Genomic DNA, 16,101 nt, shown 5'->3' with positions numbered 1-16,101 from the left:
CCGCCGCGCGAGCGGGCGCGCGATCGCCCACGCCTGGTTGTAGCCGCGCGCGACGAGCCGCCGGTGCGACAGCGGCACCGGCGCCACCAGGTCGAAGCCGCTGGCGCCGGGCGTATCGTCGATCAGCCGCGCGAGCCGTGCCGCGAATTCGGTGCCGAGCGCGAGTTGCCGGTGAAACTTCAGGCCGCGCGCGAGCCCGTCGAGCGGCGCGCGGTAATCCGCCAGCGCGAGCGTCGCATCGAACGGCGGCGGTGCCGCACGGCACGCGTCGCAACGGTACGCGTCCGCACTGCCGGCGCGAGCGCCGCGGAGCCGGTGCGAACGCGGTTGCCCGATGCCCAGCGGTATCGCGCAGACGCCGCAGCGTAGCCGCGCTTCGTTCCAGTACGCGGCGTCGCAGGCGACGCAAATCATCGTGTGTGACAAATTGCCGCACAGTGCGCAGCGATTCGGCAGCGCGACCGCGGCGACGCGCGCGGCCAGCGCGCGAACCTGCGACAAAGCGACGCGCATCGTGCGCCGGGCGGAACTGCGGATCATCGCAACACTCCTGACACCCCGCCTCAATGAAGCCCGCGGGGCGAGCGAGTATACTTCGGGCTCTTCGCCAGTGTGCCCGACATGTCCCCAGCTTCGACTTCAACCGGCCGTCCGGCCAATGACGCAAGGCGCCTGCGGCGGATCTTCGACCGCCGCGCCGCCACGTTCGACGCGGTCGCGTTCCTGCCGCGCGAGATCGCGCAGCGGATGAACGAGCGCCTCGAATACATCAAGGTAAGCCCCGCGGCCGTGCTGGACGCGGGCTGCGGCCCGGGGGACGACCTGCCGGCGCTGCGCGCGCGCTTTCCGGAGGCACCCGTATTCGGCGTCGACCTGTCCGGCGCGATGCTCGCGCGAGCCGGTCAGCGCGAGGTCGAGCAGACGAGCTGGCGCCGCTGGCTGCCGGCCTCGCTCGGCCGTGCGCTGGGCCAGCGCGGCCCCCGCGTCGCCCAGGCCGACTTCGCCGCGCTGCCGTTCCCGGGCGGCGCGTTCGACCTGATCTGGTCGAATCTCGCGCTCCACTGGCATTCGCGTCCGGACACGGTGCTGCCCGAATGGCAGCGCGTGTTGCGCGTGAACGGGCTGCTGATGTTCAGCACGCTCGGCCCCGACACGCTGCGCGAACTGCGCGCGGCCTGCGCGGATGCGGAAGCGGCGCTCGGCATTGCGCCGCCCGCCGCGCGCGTGATCGATTTCGTCGACATGCACGACCTCGGCGACATGCTCGTCGAGAGCGGCTTCGAGATTCCCGTGATGGATCAGGAAGTGCTGACCGTCACCTACAAGACCCCCGACTCCCTGCTGGCCGACGTGCGCCGCTGGGGCGCCTATCCGTTCGAGCGCGAGGCGCCGCAGCGCGCGACCCGGCGCTTTCGCGCGGCGCTCGGCGACGCGCTGGAGGCGCGCCGGCGCGCGGACGGCACGATCGCCCTGACGTTCGAAGTGATCTACGGCCACGCGTGGAAGGCCGTGCCGCGCACGACCGCCGAGGGGCACGGGATCGTGCGCATCGAGGACATCGGAAAGGGGCGTCCGAAGAATCGGTAGAGCGGTAAAGAGGGGTTTTGTTATGTCTGAAATTAGCGGCGCAAAGCGGGGTCGAATTGGCGCCTGAAATGGCCGGAAAGCTTGTCGCGCTTGGCTTGCGGGGCGATAGCCGCTTGCTTGTGGATGCCATTGAACCCGCCTATAATGCGTCAGCTTGTCGTCCCGGGGTCCCCGCAATACGGGGCGACGAGTCCGATGCAGGCATGCATCGCATGCCATTCGCGTGAGGCGGCGATGGAAGCAGCGAGGGTTTTGGCGGAGACGACGAACGGCGAGCCGGTCCTCGAAGACTGGCTGATGAAACGCAACTGTTCGGCGTCGCCGCGCCAGTTCGTGCTGTTTTACGCGTCGCTCGCGGGCTTCTCGCTGGTGATCGCGACATTGCTGATGTGGCGGGGGGCCTGGCTCGTCATGCCCTTCACCGGAATCGAGTTGCTGGCGGTGGGTGTCGCATTTGCGATCTATGCTCGCCATGCGGTCGATTACGAACGCATCAGGCTGTATCCGCACCGGCTCGTGATCGAGCGGATGGATGCGGAGCGGCTCACGCAGATCGAATTCAACCCGCGCTGGGTGCGGGTCGAGCCGGGTGCGACGCCACGCGATCCGATTCGGCTGGTATCGCGCGGGCAGACCGTCGTAATCGGGCAGCATCTCGCGCAGTACAAGCGTGCGCAGTTCGCCGACGAACTGCGTGCATCGCTCAGGCGCTGCGGCTGACGAGGCGCGGGCACTGGCCGGAAACGGGCCGGAGGCTTGCGACGGGGGAGGGTTTGAATGGAAATTTTGGGTAAGGATGCTATGAAAACAATCAAGCGAGCCCTCACGGGCGTGCTGGCATGCAGCGGATTGCTCTTTGCCGGTGCCGCCCTGGCGGTCGGTGATAGCCCGGGCGGCCCCCGCGTCAACGAGATCAACTTTCAGCCGCCGGTCACGAAAATCGCCGAGGAGCTCTACGATCTCCACACGATGATGCTGATCCTGTGTACGGTGATCTTCGTCGGCGTGTTCGGCGTGATGTTCTATTCGATCTTCGCGCACCGCAAATCCAAGGGCCACAAGGCCGCCAATTTCCATGAAAGCACGACCGTCGAGATCATCTGGACGATCGTGCCGTTCGTCATCGTCGTGCTGATGGCGCTGCCGGCGACGAAGGCCGTCGTCGCGATGAAGGACACGACCAACGCCGATCTCACGATCAAGGTCACCGGCTACCAGTGGAAGTGGGGCTACGACTACGTGAAGGGCCCGGGCGAGGGCATCGGCTTCCTGTCGACGCTCAGCACCCCGCGTGACGAAGTGATGGGCAAGAAGCCGATCACCGACACCTACCTGCAGGAAGTCGACAACCCGCTCGTCGTGCCGGTCAACAAGAAGATCCGCATCATCACGACCGCGAACGACGTCGTCCACTCGTGGTACGTGCCCGCGTTCGGCGTGAAGCAGGATGCGATCCCCGGCTTCGTGCGCGACACGTGGTTCAAGGCCGACAAGGTCGGTACGTTCCGCGGTTTCTGTACCGAGCTGTGCGGCAAGGAACACGCGTACATGCCGGTCGTCGTCGAAGTCCTGTCGGACGAAGACTACGCGAAGTGGGTCACCGCGCAGAAGGCCAAGCTGGCCGGCGCCGCAGTCGATCCGAACAAGGTCTACACGATGGCCGAACTCGTCGCGCACGGCGAGGAAGTCTACAAGGCGAACTGCGCGGCCTGCCACCAGGTGAGCGGCAAGGGTCTCGGCGCATTCCCGGCCATGGACGGCAGCCCGATCGTGAACGGCCCGATCGCCGGCCACGTCGAGCGCGTGCTGCACGGCAAGGGCGCGATGCCGTCGTGGGCGTCGCTGTCGGATCTCGACATCGCTTCGGTCATCACGTACGAACGCAACTCGTGGGGCAACCACAAGAACGACCTGCTGCAGCCGAAGCAAGTGGCCGACGCGCGTAACGGCAAGATGCCGGAAGACACCGCAGGCGCCGCAGCACCGGCCGACGCGGCTTCGGCGCCGGCGCAAGCCGCGTCGGGCGCAGCCGAACAGCCGGCGGCAGCGTCGGCATCGGCCGCGCTGTCGACGATCTACTTCGAGACGGGCAAAAGCGTGCTGCCGGCCGACGCGAAAGCGGCGATCGCCGCCGCGGCCGACTATGCGAAGGCACATCCGGACGCGAAGCTCGCGCTGTCGGGCTTCACCGACAAGACGGGCTCGGCCGACGCGAACGCCGAACTGGCGAAGCATCGTGCGCAAGCCGTGCGCGACGCGCTGAAGGCAGCAGGCGTGGCGGAAGACCACATTATTCTCAAAAAGCCGGAAACGATCACGGGCGGGGCGGACGCGAAGGAAGCCCGGCGTGTCGAGATCGGGCCGGCGGCTTGACGTGTCGCTGAGTTAGTCGACGTATTCGCATTAGGAGATTCTCATGTCTAGCATCGGGCACGACGTAGCCGCGGACCACGCGCACGACGACCACGCGCACGAAATGCCGCACGGCTGGCGGCGCTGGCTGTTCGCCACCAACCACAAGGACATCGGTACGCTGTACCTGCTGTTCTCGTTCATCATGTTCCTGTCGGGCGGCGTGATGGCCCTCGGCATCCGGGCCGAGCTGTTCGAGCCGGGCCTGCAGATCATGCGTCCGGAGTTCTTCAACGAACTCACGACGATGCACGGCCTGATCATGGTGTTCGGCGCGATCATGCCGGCGTTCGTCGGCTTCGCGAACTGGATGATTCCGCTGCAGATCGGCGCATCCGACATGGCGTTCGCGCGGATGAACAACTTCAGCTTCTGGCTGCTGCCGGTCGCTGCCGTGCTGCTGGTCGGTTCGTTCTTCGCGCCGGGCGGCGCGACGGCCGCCGGCTGGACGCTCTACGCGCCGCTGTCGACGCAGATGGGCCCGGGCATGGACTTCGCGATCTTCGCGGTGCACATCATGGGTGCGTCGTCGATCATGGGCGGGATCAACATCGTCGTGACGATCCTGAACATGCGCGCACCGGGCATGACGCTGATGAAGATGCCGATGTTCGCATGGACGTGGCTGATCACGGCGTACCTGCTGATCGCGGTGATGCCGGTTCTGGCGGGCGCGATCACGATGGTGCTGTTCGACCGTCACTTCGGCACGTCGTTCTTCAACGCGGCAGGCGGCGGCGACCCGGTGATGTACCAGCACATCTTCTGGTTCTTCGGTCACCCCGAGGTGTACATCATGATTCTGCCGGCGTTCGGGATCGTGTCGCAGGTGATCCCGGCGTTCGCACGCAAGACGCTGTTCGGCTATAGCTCGATGGTGTACGCGACGGCTTCGATCGCGATCCTGTCGTTCATGGTCTGGGCGCACCACATGTTCGCAACGGGCATGCCGGTCACCGGCCAGCTGTTCTTCATGTACGCGACGATGCTGATCGCGGTGCCGACGGGCGTGAAGGTGTTCAACTGGCTCGCGACGATGTGGCGCGGCTCGATGACCTTCGAAACCCCGATGCTGTTCGCGATCGGCTTCCTGTTCGTGTTCACGTTCGGCGGCCTCACGGGCCTGATGCTCGCGATGGCGCCGCTCGACATCCAGTATCACGGCACCTACTTCGTGGTGGCGCACTTCCACTACGTGCTGGTGGCCGGCTCGCTGTTCGCGCTGTTCTCGGGCTGGTACTACTGGGCGCCGAAGTGGACGGGCTGGATGTACAACGAGACGCGCGGCAAGATCCACTTCTGGTCGTCGATGATCTTCTTCAACCTGACGTTCTTCCCGATGCACTTCGTCGGTCTCGCCGGCATGCCGCGTCGTTATGCGGACTACCCGGCGCAGTTCACGGACTTCAACCAGGTCGCGACGATCGGCGCATTCGGCTTCGGCCTCGCGCAGGTGTACTTCCTGTTCGCGGTCGCGCTGCCGGCCTACCGTGGCGGCGGCGAGCTGGAAAAGGCGTCGGACAAGCCGTGGGACGGCGCGACGGGCCTCGAGTGGACGGTGCCGAGCCCGGCTCCCTTCCATACGTTCGAGCAACCGCCGCACGTCGAATAAGTTTCACCCTGCGCTCCGCCGTTGCCTGCCGCGCAGGCAGGCGCGGCGGGCGCGGAATTGAAATGTCAGCGAAGTTTCAGATGAACCGGAATCCACAACAAAGACGAACGCCCGAGCAGATCCGCGCGGGCAACAAGCGGCTCGGCCTCATCCTGCTCGTCATCGCCGCCGTTTTTTTTGTGGGTGTCGTGATCAAGCAGTGGTGGCTGTCCACTCACTGATGCAGCAACAGACGCAGTAGCGAGGAAGTTGTCGTATGTCGAAGCCGGAAGAGGGCGCCGTCGATCGCGCGTTCAATCGTTCGATGCTGGTGAAGCTCTTCGTCGTGGCCGGGCTGATGTTCGGTTTCGGCTTCGCGCTGATCCCGATGTACCGGGCGATCTGCCAGATCACCGGCATCAACAACCTGGTGCAGCGCGATGTGAGCGAGCGCGAGGTGAAGAATTCGCAGGTCGACACCAGCCGCACGGTGTCGGTCGAGTTCGACGCGAATGCGCGCGGCCCGCTCGGTTTCAAGCCGGAGCACAACAGCCTCGACGTGCATCCGGGTGAGCTGACGACGATCGTGTACGACGTGACGAACGGGCAGGGCAGGCCGGTCGTTGCACAGGCGATTCCGAGCTACGCGCCGAAGCAGGCGACGGAGTTCTTCAAGAAGATCGAGTGCTTTTGCTTTACGCAGCAGACGCTGGCCGCGAACGAATCGCGCAAGATGCCGGTGGTGTTCGTGATCGATCCGAAACTGCCGAAGGACGTGAAGACGATCACGCTGTCGTACACGTTCTTCGAGCTGAATACGCCGGCCACGCCGGCGCCGGCGCCGGGCAAGACCGCGGCGCAGGGCGCGGCGAAGCCGGACGCATGACGACGGAGGCGGGGCGATGACGGAGGTCAAGCGGGGCGGGTCGTTCGGTCAGGCGCTGAAGGCCGTGCTGTGGTCGTTCTTCGGGGTGCGCAAGCGGCGCGACCTGGAGGCCGACGCGACGCAGCTGAATCCGCTGCACGTGCTGATTGTCGCGTTGCTGGCGGCCGGTGTGTTCATCGGCGTGCTGATCCTGATCGTGCGTGCCGTCGTGGGCTGAGGCGCGCGGCCACGAAAGAATGCAGTGCGCGGCGCCACGGCGCCGCGTGCAGGAAAGAGCGGTGGCGGTCACGCCGCGCAAGAAATAAAGCCGGAGCGGTTTCCGGTACACAAATTGGACAGAAGTGGAGAATCAAGCATGAGCGGTCAAAACCAGACCCCGTACTATTTCGTGCCGCATCCGTCGCACCATCCGATCAGTGCGGCCATCGGCCTGCTGGTCATGCTCGGATCGGCGGCGCTGTGGATCAACGGTCACGACTGGGCGCCGTTTACGGCACTGCTCGGCCTGCTGTGGTTGCTCTTCACGCTGTATCACTGGTTCGGCGACGCGATCGCCGAGTCGGAAGGCGGTCATTACGGCAAGAACGTCGACAAGTCGTACCGCTGGAGCATGAGCTGGTTCATCTTCTCGGAAGTCATGTTCTTCGGCGCGTTCTTCGGCGCCCTGTTCTATGCACGTGAAATCGCGCTGCACCAGCTCGGCAGCCTCGACTACAAGCTGATCTGGCCGGATTTCTCCGCCGTGTGGCCGAACGAAGGCCCGGCAGCACTCGCCGGTCACTTCAAGACGATGGGCCCGTGGCCGATCCCGACGCTGAACACCGCGTTCCTGCTGTCGTCGGGCGTGACGCTGACGATCTCGCACCACGCGCTGCGTGACGACCATCGCAAGAAGGCGATCGCATGGCTGGCCGCGACGCTCGTGTTCGGTATCTGCTTCCTGTTCCTGCAGGGCTTCGAGTACTACCACGCGTACAACGAACTGAACCTGACGCTGAACTCGGGCGTGTACGGTTCGACGTTCTTCCTGCTGACGGGCTTCCACGGCTTCCACGTGTTCCTCGGCGGCACGATGCTCGCGGTGGTGCTGGTGCGGATGATCCGCGGCCACTTCAAGCCCGATCACCACTTCGCATTCGAAGGCGCCGCGTGGTACTGGCACTTCGTCGACGTCGTCTGGCTCGGCCTGTACGTCGTCGTCTACTGGCTGTAAATGGAAAAACGGCCCGCGCAGCAATGCGCGGGCCGTTTTCATTGGTGTCGTGGGCGCGGCAGCGAGGCTGCGAGCGACACCACCCTGGCGCCGCCGCGACTCAGTCAGGCGGCGCTTTTGCTTGGTGGCGCGGCCGTGCGGCGAAATGTCACAGCGGCGACCGCGGCAGCGGCATCAACGCCCGATCGGCAGGCCGGTCGAATGGATCCAGCCCATCCAGTTCGCGACCAGGATGAGCAGGAACAGCGAGACCGACAGCCCGACGCGGGTGGCGAGCGACCAGACCATGCGTTTCGTGTGGCCGCGGTCGTGCATCATGAAGTAGAGCGCCGAGCCCATGCTGGCAATGATGAGGACGAAGGCGATGGGAACGAGTATGTGCATGACACGAACCGGACGGCGGCAATTCGGAAGGAAGAGGATAATTATCGCACTTCGCGTTCCGGCACACGCCGGGCGGGCTGCATGATGAAGATTCGCTGGCTGCCTGCGCTGCTGATTCTCGTCGTCGTCGCGGTCACGATCCGTCTCGGTTTCTGGCAGCGCGACCGCGCGCACCAGAAGGAAGCGCTGCAGGCGAGCATCGAGCGCTACGAGCAGGCGGCGCCCGTCGACGTCGGCGCGCAGCCGATGCCGCTCGCGTCGATCGAGTTTCACCGCGTGCGGGCGAAGGGCCGTTTCCTGCCTGAACAGGCGGTGTTCCTCGACAATCGGCCGTATAACGACCAGCCGGGTTTTTACGTCGTGATGCCGTTTAAACTCACGGGCGGCGGCGTCGTGCTCGTGAACCGCGGCTGGCTGCCGCGCAATATCGCCGATCGCACGGCGATCGAGCCGTTCGCGACGCCCGCGGGCGACGTCGAGATCGTGGGCATCGCGCGCGCCGACGCGTCGCGTGCGTTCGAGCTCGGCGAAGGCGGGTCGGCGGCGCACCAGAAGATCCGGCAGAACCTGGACGTCGCCGCGTATGCGAAGGAAACCGGGCTGCCGCTGCAGCCGTTCGTGATCCAGCAGACGAGCGACGACGGCGACAAGCTCGTGCGCGACTGGCCGGCGGCGACGACCGGCGTCGAGCGCAATTACGGTTACATGTTTCAGTGGTGGGCGATGGCGGCGGCCGCGCTCGGCTTCGGCCTGTACGCCGCGCGGCGTGCGGCGAAGAAGTCGGCCGGCGCGTGAGCGCCATGCCAGGACGCGGCGCCGGCGCCGCGGGTTCGTTTCGAGAGGTCTGATTTGTCCATGCAATCTTCCCGTCAGGGTTCGGCCGCTGCGCCGATGTCGCCGGCGGCCCGCAAGCGCGGCCGCTGGATGCTCGTGCTGCTGGGTCTCGTGTGCGCGGCACCGATGATCGCGTCGTACTTCACCTATTACGTGATCAAGCCGAAGGGCGGCTCGACGAACTACGGCACGCTGATCGAGCCGCAGCGGCCGATCCCCGCGGATCTGCAGGTGACCGACGAAACCGGCAAGACCGTGCCGCTGTCGTCGCTGCGCGGCGTGTGGCTGTTCGTGATGACCGACCGCAGCGCGTGTGACGACGCATGCGCGCAGAAGCTCTATTTCATGCGCCAGATCCGCGTGACGCAGGCGGGCGAGCGGCACCGGATCACGATGGTGTGGCTGCGCAGCGATGCGGGCGCGATGCCGCAGAAGGTGCTCGACGCGTACCCCGACACGCGCCGGCTCGTCGCCGATCCGGCCGCAGTGGCCGCATGGCTGCCGGCCGATGCCGGCACGAAGGACAGCGACCACCTCTACATGGTCGACCCGAACGGCAACCTGATGATGCGTTTCCCGAAGGATCCGAACCCCAGCAAGATCAAGTCGGACGTGACGAAGCTGCTGAAGTGGTCGAGCATCGGCTAAGGCAAGACGAGAGGCAAAGAACCGATGTCGTATCTACTGCAACTCGGCCTGATCGGCCTGTGCATCGCGCTGCTGCCGCTGTCGTACGTGTGGGTGAAGGCCGACGACAACAAGTTTCGCAAGCTGGTGTGGATCACCACCTTCCTGACGCTCGACCTCGTGATGTTCGGCGGCTTCACGCGGCTGACCGACTCGGGGCTCGGCTGCCCTGACTGGCCCGGCTGCTACGGCACGTCGTCGCCGTTCATCGCGCACGCCGCGATCACGGCCGCGCACCAGGCGATGCCGACGGGCCCCGTCAGCATGACCAAGGCGTGGATCGAGATGATCCACCGCTATTTCGCGATGGCGATCGGCGTGCTGATCATCGCGCAGGTCGTGATCGCGTGGTCTGCAAGGCTGCGCCGCCGCCCGCTGCACGTGTCGCCGTGGTGGCCGACGAGCCTGCTGCTGCTGATCCTCGTGCAGGGCGCGTTCGGCGCGTGGACGGTCACGATGAAGCTGCAGCCGGTGATCGTCACGATCCACCTGCTGCTCGGCCTCACGCTGCTCGGCACGCTCGGGTGGCTTGCGGCGCGGCAGACGCCGCTGCCGTCGTACGATCCGGAAGCCGGCCGCTATCGCGCGGCCGCGCTCGCGGCGCTCGTGCTGCTGGTCGTGCAGATCGCGCTCGGCGGCTGGGTGAGCACCAACTACGCGGTGCTCGCATGCACCGACTTCCCGACCTGCAACGGCCAGTGGATTCCGCCGATGGACTTCCAGCACGGCTTCCACCTGTGGCGCGCGCTCGGAATGACGAAGGACGGCGACGCGATCACGCAGGACGCGCTGGTCGCGATCCACTGGACGCACCGCACGTTCGCGTTCGTCGTGGTCGCGTATCTGGTCGCGTTCGCGCTGAAGATGCGCCGCTTCGAATCGCTGCGGCGCCCCGCGAACGGCGTGCTGCTGGTCGTCCTGCTGCAGTTCGTGACGGGCCTGACCAACATCGTGCTGCAGTGGCCGCTGCCGGTCGCCGTCGCGCACAACGGCGGGGCCGCGATCCTGCTGCTGCTCGTCGTCATGTTAAACTTTCGCATCCTTTCAAGCCGCCCCGGCCGTGTCGCGCAGCCCGCGCGCGACGCCGCCCCGGCGTGACCGCCCCCATGCAAAGCACCCTCTCCCAATCGCCCGGTAGCCGCTTTTCCCAGTACATGGCGCTGACGAAGCCGCGTGTCACGCAGCTCGCGGTGTTCTGCGCGGTGATCGGCATGTTCCTCGCGACGCCGGGCATGGTGCCGTGGCACGTGCTGATCGGCGGTACGGTCGGCATCTGGCTGCTGGCCGGCGCGGCGTTCGCGATCAACTGCCTCGTCGAACAGAAGATCGACGCGATGATGCGCCGTACCGCGTGGCGCCCGTCCGCGCGCGGCGAGATCACGACGCCGCAGATCCTGCTGTTCTCGGCCGTGCTCGGCAGCGTCGGCGCATGGACGCTCTATACGTTCACGAACCCGCTGACGATGTGGCTGACGATCGCCACCTTCGTCGGTTATGCGGTGATCTACACGCTGCTGCTCAAGCCGATGACGCCGCAGAACATCGTGATCGGCGGCGCGTCAGGCGCGATGCCGCCGGCGCTCGGGTGGGCCGCGGTCACCGGCGCGGTGCCGGGCGACGCGTGGATCCTCGTGCTGATCATCTTCGTGTGGACGCCGCCGCATTTCTGGGTGCTCGCGCTGTATCGCCGCAAGGATTACGAGAACGCGGGGCTGCCGATGCTGCCCGTCACGCACGGCGAGAAGTTCACGCGGCTGCACATCCTGCTGTACACGGTGATCCTGTTCGCGGTCACGCTGATGCCGTTCATCTCCGGGATGAGCGGGGCCGTCTACCTGACGAGCGCGGTGCTGCTCGGCGCGGTGTTCCTCGCGTATGCGTGGAAGATCCATCGCGACTATTCGGACGAACTCGCCCGCAAGGCCTTCCGCTACTCGATCGTCTACCTGTCGCTGTTGTTTGCCGCGCTGCTCGTCGATCACTATGCACGCCCGCTGCTCGGCGTGTAACCGCACGGTTTGAACGCAATGCTCCAATCACGGTTCGGGCGCCGCGCGCGCCAAGGCTGGATGCTCGCATGCGCATTCACGGCAGCGCTGCTGCTCGCCGGATGCGACAACGCGCCGAAATTCCAGAATCTCGACATCACCGGCAACACGCAGTTCGGCAGCGACTTCTCGCTGCCCGATACGGCCGGCAAGGTGCGCACGCTCGGCGATTTCAAGGGCAAGGCCGTCGTGATGTTCTTCGGCTATACGCATTGCCCTGACGTGTGCCCGACGACGATGGCCGAGCTGTCCGAAGCGTTGAAGCAGCTCGGGCCCGATGCCGCGAAACGCGTGCAGGTGCTGTTCGTCACCGTCGACCCGGAGCGTGACACGCCGGCGCTGCTCGGCCAGTACGTGCCCGCGTTCGATCCGTCGTTCATCGGCCTGCGGCCGGCCGACGAAGCCGCGCTGAAGAAGGTCACGAAGGATTTCCGCGTGTACTACGCGAAGGTGCCCGGCAAGACGCCCGGCAGCTACACGATGGATCACACCGCCGCGAGCTACGTGTTCGACCGCGACGGCAAGCTGCGCCTGTTCGTGCGTGACGGCCAGGGCCCCGGCCCGTGGGTCCACGACCTGAAGCTGCTGGTCGACTGACCGGCCGCCGCCGGGCGCCCGGCCCGGCGTTGCGCGTGACGGCCGTCACGCGCCGTCACCCTGGTTCTCTCCTCGTTGTTGGCATGCGCCGCCCGTCGGGCGGCGTGTCGGCGCGCGTGCATCGCGCACGCGTCGCATGTCGCGTTACGGCAGCGCGGGGACGTTGAAGCCGGATGCGGCACGCGTGATCCGGAATTCCGTCACGCGATACGTGGCAAGCCCCTCGGTGACGAACGGATCGGTCTTCAGGATCGCGTCGAGCTCGTCGCGATCGATGCGGGCCGCGAGGATCACGCCGCCTTCGCGCGGCACCTTCGGCCCGGCCGCGATGAAGATGCCCTTGTCGAACTGCGGCTGCAGGAATGCGCGATGGCGTTCGAGCGCATCGTCGATGTGTTCGAGCGATGCGGTGTAGTGGATGTCGATGACGTACATGGATGGCCCCCGGAATGGTGCCGGCTCCTCGTGTGCCGGCCAGCCGGTCTTTTTAGCACAGCGGATGCGGGCTGTCGCGCCGGGTGCGGCCGACCGACCGGCGGTTCGCCGCACCCGCGCGTATTCAAGTTGTAAGCCTCGGTGCCGTAAATAAAAAGGCAAGCGTTTGCGCGGGGCGGGCCGTTCGCGCGCAGCGTGCGCATCGACATCGACAAAGGCACGCAGATGAGCAGAATGAGTTTGAACCGCAAGCTGTGGCTCGCGCTTGCGCTGGTATGGATCGGTCTCCTGGGCGTCGGCGCATGGAGCGCATACGAGACACGCGCGACGATGCTCGCCGAACGCAAGGCAGGCATCGTGAATCTCGTCGACTCGGCGGCCGGCATCGTGAAGGCGTATCACGCACTTGCGCAGGGCGGCACGCTGCCCGAGGCCGACGCGAAGCGCGACGCGCTCGCGAGCCTGGCCGCGATGCGCTATGGCGATTCGGGCTACGTGTTCGTGATGGATTCGAAGCCGGTCGTGCTGATGCATCCGACGCTGCCGAAGCTGGTCGGCACGCAGGTCGGCGACTATCTCGACCCGGACGGCAAGCCGCTGTTCGTCACGATCCTGAACGCCGCGAAGGAAACCGGCAGCGGCTTCGCCGAGTACCGCGGGCGCCTGCCGCACAGCGAAACCGCCGCGCCGAAGATCAGCTACGTCACGCGCTTCACGCCGTGGGACTGGAACATCTCGAGCGGCGTCTTCCTGAAGGACATCGACACCATCTATTACCGGACGCTGCTCGGCCACCTCGCGGTCGTGCTCGTGATCGGCTTCGTGATCAGCGCGGCGATGCTGGTGATCATCCGCAACGTGCGCGGCAGCCTCGGCGGCGAGCCCGACGAAGCGGCCGCGCTCGCGGCGCGCATCGCGCAGGGCGACCTGACGCAGCCGGTGCCCGTGCGCGCGGGCGACCGTACGAGCATGATGGCCGCGATGCACGACATGCAGGCCCGCCTGCAGGCGACGATCGGCGGGATTCGCCAGTCGGCCGGATCGATCGCGTCGGCGAGCCGCCAGATCTCGGCCGGCAACGACGACCTGTCGCAGCGCACCGAGGAGCAGGCCGCGTCGCTGGAGGAAACCGCCGCGAGCATGGAGCAGCTGACCGCGACGGTGAAGCAGAACGCCGACAACGCACGACAGGCGAGCGGGCTGGCGAACAACGCATCGGAGATCGCGCGCACGGGGAGCGACGTCGTGAACCGCGTGATCGGCACGATGGGCGAGATCGACGACAGCTCGCGCAAGATCGCCGACATCATCGGCGTGATCGAGGGCATCGCGTTCCAGACCAACATCCTCGCGCTGAACGCGGCGGTCGAAGCCGCGCGCGCGGGCGAGCAGGGCCGCGGCTTCGCGGTGGTCGCGGGCGAAGTGCGCTCGCTCGCGCAGCGCAGCGCGACGGCCGCGAAGGAGATCCGCGAGCTGATCGTCGACTCGGTCGAGCGCGTGCGCAACGGCTCGACGCTGGTCGGCCAGGCCGGCACGACGATGGGCGAGATCCTCCAGGCCGTCGCGCGCGTGACCGACATCATGGGCGAGATCGCGGCCGCGTCCGAGGAGCAGGCGAGCGGCATCACGCAGGTCGGGCGCGCGGTCACGCAGATGGATCAGGTGACGCAGCAGAACGCGGCGCTCGTCGAGGAAGCGGCGGCGGCTGCCGCGTCGCTGCAGGAACAGGCCGCGCGGCTGCGCGATGCGGTCGGCGCGTTCCGGGTCGCCGATGCAGACGGCCTGTCGCCGCGCCGGGCCGGCGGGCAGACGCGCGAACCTGCATTCGGAACGAAGGCGGCCGACCGTACGGTGGCGTGACGCGCACCGGCTGACGCGCCCGTCGATCAAACGCAACTAACGGCCGAGTCGCGCAGCCTCCGCCGGCACCGCTGCGGTGCATACCCATATGAGCGGGATGTATTTCACTTCCCGCCGATCCTGTGACACCATTTGCCCCTTCCTGCGAGTCGGGGCATACCCGTATCGCGCCCCATTTCCAGTAAGCAAGAAAGCGAGAAACAGATGAAGCGTCGCAGTCTCCTGAAGGTATTTTCCGTGCTGGCCACCGGCGCAGCGCTGACGCTGTCGGCAGGCGTGCACGCCGAAGACAAGGTGATCAAGGTCGGCACGGTGGCCGGCCCGGATGCGGAAGTGTGGCAGCTCGTGCAGAAGGTCGCGAAGGAGAAGGAAGGCCTGAACGTGAAGGTCATCGAGTTCAACGACTACGTGCAGCCGAACGCGGCGCTCGATTCGGGCGACCTCGACGCGAACAGCTTCCAGCACCAGCCTTACCTCGACAGCCAGGTGAAGCAGCGCGGCTACAAGATCGTCAGCGCGGGCCTGACCTACATCTCGCCGATCGGCGTGTACTCGAAGAAGTTCAAGACGCTGAAGGACCTGCCGCAAGGCGCGAAGCTCGCGGTGCCGAACGATCCGTCGAACGAGAACCGCGCGCTGCTGCTGCTGCAGACGCAAGGCGTGATCAAGCTGAAGGCGGGCGCCGGCACGGGCGGCAACAACGCGACGGTGCTCGACATCGCCGAGAACCCGAAGAAGCTGAAGATCTCCGAACTCGACGCCGCGCAACTGCCGCGCGTGCTGTCGGACGTCGACGCGGCCGTGATCAACACGAACTACGCGCTCGCCGCGAACCTGCAGCCGACCAAGGACGCGATCGCGCTCGAATCGCTGACGAGCCCGTACGCGAACCTGATCGCCGTGCGCGCGAAGGACAAGGACCAGCCGTGGGTGAAGAAGCTGGTCAAGGCGTACCAGTCGCAGGAAGTGCGGGAATTCATCAAGAAGCAGTTCAAGGGCTCGATGGTCGCGTCGTTCTGAACGCCGCACACCGGCCGGACCGCTGAACGAAAGGGCCTGCATCGCGCAGGCCCTTTTTCATTGGCGCGGCCGGTCGGGGGCCGCAGGATGCCGCGTTCGGCGCCGTCTCACATCTCGCCGCGCCGCGAGCAGATCGACATGATCTGCTGGATCGCATAGTTGTCGCGCACGCCCGGCAGCGACTGCACGACGCACTCGTGAAAGCGCCGCTCGCGCGGCAGCAGCATCGCGTTGTTGCGGTACAGCGCGTCGCACGAGCGCTGGATCAACTGGGCCGCCGCACCGTTGCGGCTCTCGCGCAGCGCATTGAGCATGCAGTCGTCGTATTGCGCGCTGCCGTCGGTCAGCGCGAACGCCGCCCCCGGCAACGCCAGCGCGACAGCCGCGAATGCGATGGCTCGGATCCCCCGTTTCATGTCGCCTCCGATGGCGTGGACTGGGTCGGCCGACAGCATAACGTAAAGCCGCGAGCACGGCTGACGCGTTGCGCCGGGGCCGGCCGAAACCGCCGCCGGCCGGGCTTCGCGCGCGGTGGCGGCGCCCCGGC

Annotated in this window: 19 protein-coding genes; 15 read left to right on the top strand and 4 right to left on the bottom strand. The window is 66.5% G+C overall.

Annotated features, from left to right (window positions below):
- A partial coding sequence (locus DPV74_RS30730) for a ComF family protein (protein WP_162923179.1) occupies positions 1-540 on the bottom strand: 540 nt, incomplete at its 3' end.
- Positions 541-621: 81 nt separating this feature from the next.
- Here DPV74_RS30730 and DPV74_RS30725 point away from each other — a divergent pair.
- The 8 genes from DPV74_RS30725 to DPV74_RS30690 all read left to right on the top strand — a co-directional run bounded on the left by DPV74_RS30725 (position 622) and on the right by DPV74_RS30690 (position 7,689).
- Positions 622-1,587, top strand: a complete 966-nt coding sequence (locus tag DPV74_RS30725) for a methyltransferase domain-containing protein (protein ID WP_027789060.1) — start codon at positions 622-624, stop codon at positions 1,585-1,587.
- 195 nt (positions 1,588-1,782) lie between these two features.
- Positions 1,783-2,307 carry a DUF2244 domain-containing protein gene (locus DPV74_RS30720; protein WP_021163744.1) on the top strand — a complete coding sequence of 175 codons (525 nt, stop codon included), beginning with the start codon at positions 1,783-1,785 and terminating at the stop codon, positions 2,305-2,307.
- A gap of 57 nt (positions 2,308-2,364) precedes the next feature.
- Positions 2,365-3,960, top strand: a complete 1,596-nt coding sequence (gene coxB / locus DPV74_RS30715) for a cytochrome c oxidase subunit II (protein ID WP_059695036.1) — start codon at positions 2,365-2,367, stop codon at positions 3,958-3,960.
- Between the two features lie 43 nt (positions 3,961-4,003).
- On the top strand, positions 4,004-5,611 hold the full coding sequence (gene ctaD / locus DPV74_RS30710) for a cytochrome c oxidase subunit I (RefSeq protein WP_014895962.1): 1,608 nt from the start codon (positions 4,004-4,006) through the stop codon (positions 5,609-5,611).
- Between the two features lie 80 nt (positions 5,612-5,691).
- Positions 5,692-5,832 (top strand): cytochrome oxidase small assembly protein, encoded by a 141-nt coding sequence (locus DPV74_RS30705; RefSeq protein ID WP_027789063.1) that lies wholly within the window; start codon positions 5,692-5,694, stop codon positions 5,830-5,832.
- Between the two features lie 35 nt (positions 5,833-5,867).
- A complete protein-coding gene (locus DPV74_RS30700; protein WP_011353276.1) occupies positions 5,868-6,476 on the top strand; it encodes a cytochrome c oxidase assembly protein in 609 nt (202 codons plus the stop codon).
- Positions 6,477-6,492: 16 nt separating this feature from the next.
- Positions 6,493-6,693 (top strand): DUF2970 domain-containing protein, encoded by a 201-nt coding sequence (locus tag DPV74_RS30695; RefSeq protein WP_021163748.1) that lies wholly within the window; start codon positions 6,493-6,495, stop codon positions 6,691-6,693.
- A gap of 138 nt (positions 6,694-6,831) precedes the next feature.
- Positions 6,832-7,689 carry a cytochrome c oxidase subunit 3 gene (locus tag DPV74_RS30690; RefSeq protein ID WP_027789064.1) on the top strand — a complete coding sequence of 286 codons (858 nt, stop codon included), beginning with the start codon at positions 6,832-6,834 and terminating at the stop codon, positions 7,687-7,689.
- A 174-nt stretch (positions 7,690-7,863) separates the two neighbouring features.
- Here DPV74_RS30690 and DPV74_RS30685 read toward each other — a convergent pair whose 3' ends face one another.
- The gene (locus tag DPV74_RS30685; RefSeq protein WP_059688661.1) at positions 7,864-8,073 is read right to left on the bottom strand and encodes a twin transmembrane helix small protein; all 210 of its coding nucleotides are present in this window, start codon (positions 8,071-8,073) and stop codon (positions 7,864-7,866) included.
- An 84-nt stretch (positions 8,074-8,157) separates the two neighbouring features.
- On the opposite strand from DPV74_RS30685, the gene DPV74_RS30680 reads away from it, so the two are divergent.
- Genes DPV74_RS30680 through DPV74_RS30660 form a run of 5 tightly spaced genes read left to right on the top strand, consistent with a single transcriptional unit; the run spans position 8,158 to position 12,239 of the window.
- Positions 8,158-8,868 carry an SURF1 family protein gene (locus DPV74_RS30680; protein ID WP_059489878.1) on the top strand — a complete coding sequence of 237 codons (711 nt, stop codon included), beginning with the start codon at positions 8,158-8,160 and terminating at the stop codon, positions 8,866-8,868.
- 60 nt (positions 8,869-8,928) lie between these two features.
- Positions 8,929-9,555: a cytochrome c oxidase subunit I gene (locus DPV74_RS30675; protein ID WP_027789066.1), complete on the top strand. Its 627-nt coding sequence runs from the start codon at positions 8,929-8,931 to the stop codon at positions 9,553-9,555.
- Positions 9,556-9,579: 24 nt separating this feature from the next.
- Entirely contained in the window at positions 9,580-10,692 is a 1,113-nt protein-coding gene (locus DPV74_RS30670; RefSeq protein WP_021163752.1) for a heme A synthase, read from the top strand.
- A gap of 8 nt (positions 10,693-10,700) precedes the next feature.
- A complete protein-coding gene (cyoE, locus tag DPV74_RS30665) occupies positions 10,701-11,603 on the top strand; it encodes a heme o synthase (protein WP_006477738.1) in 903 nt (300 codons plus the stop codon).
- 18 nt (positions 11,604-11,621) lie between these two features.
- Positions 11,622-12,239 carry an SCO family protein gene (locus tag DPV74_RS30660; protein WP_042978155.1) on the top strand — a complete coding sequence of 206 codons (618 nt, stop codon included), beginning with the start codon at positions 11,622-11,624 and terminating at the stop codon, positions 12,237-12,239.
- 144 nt (positions 12,240-12,383) lie between these two features.
- Here DPV74_RS30660 and DPV74_RS30655 read toward each other — a convergent pair whose 3' ends face one another.
- Entirely contained in the window at positions 12,384-12,674 is a 291-nt protein-coding gene (locus DPV74_RS30655) for a YciI family protein (RefSeq protein WP_021163754.1), read from the bottom strand.
- Between the two features lie 225 nt (positions 12,675-12,899).
- Between DPV74_RS30655 and DPV74_RS30650 the strand changes: the two genes are divergently transcribed.
- Both DPV74_RS30650 and DPV74_RS30645 read left to right on the top strand, forming a co-directional pair.
- Positions 12,900-14,534, top strand: a complete 1,635-nt coding sequence (locus tag DPV74_RS30650) for a methyl-accepting chemotaxis protein (protein WP_119338553.1) — start codon at positions 12,900-12,902, stop codon at positions 14,532-14,534.
- Positions 14,535-14,738: 204 nt separating this feature from the next.
- Complete coding sequence (locus tag DPV74_RS30645; RefSeq protein WP_060171899.1) at positions 14,739-15,554, top strand: MetQ/NlpA family ABC transporter substrate-binding protein; 816 nt, start codon at positions 14,739-14,741, stop codon at positions 15,552-15,554.
- A 107-nt stretch (positions 15,555-15,661) separates the two neighbouring features.
- On the opposite strand, the gene DPV74_RS30640 is transcribed toward DPV74_RS30645, so the two are convergent.
- Positions 15,662-15,970 (bottom strand): VF_A0006 family four-cysteine protein, encoded by a 309-nt coding sequence (locus DPV74_RS30640; RefSeq protein WP_021164244.1) that lies wholly within the window; start codon positions 15,968-15,970, stop codon positions 15,662-15,664.
- Positions 15,971-16,101 lie beyond the last annotated feature (131 nt).

The organism is Burkholderia sp. HAN2018 (assembly GCF_024704855.1).
Lineage (GTDB): Bacteria > Pseudomonadota > Gammaproteobacteria > Burkholderiales > Burkholderiaceae > Burkholderia > Burkholderia cepacia.
This window is presented reverse-complemented; position numbering and strand designations above follow the sequence as displayed.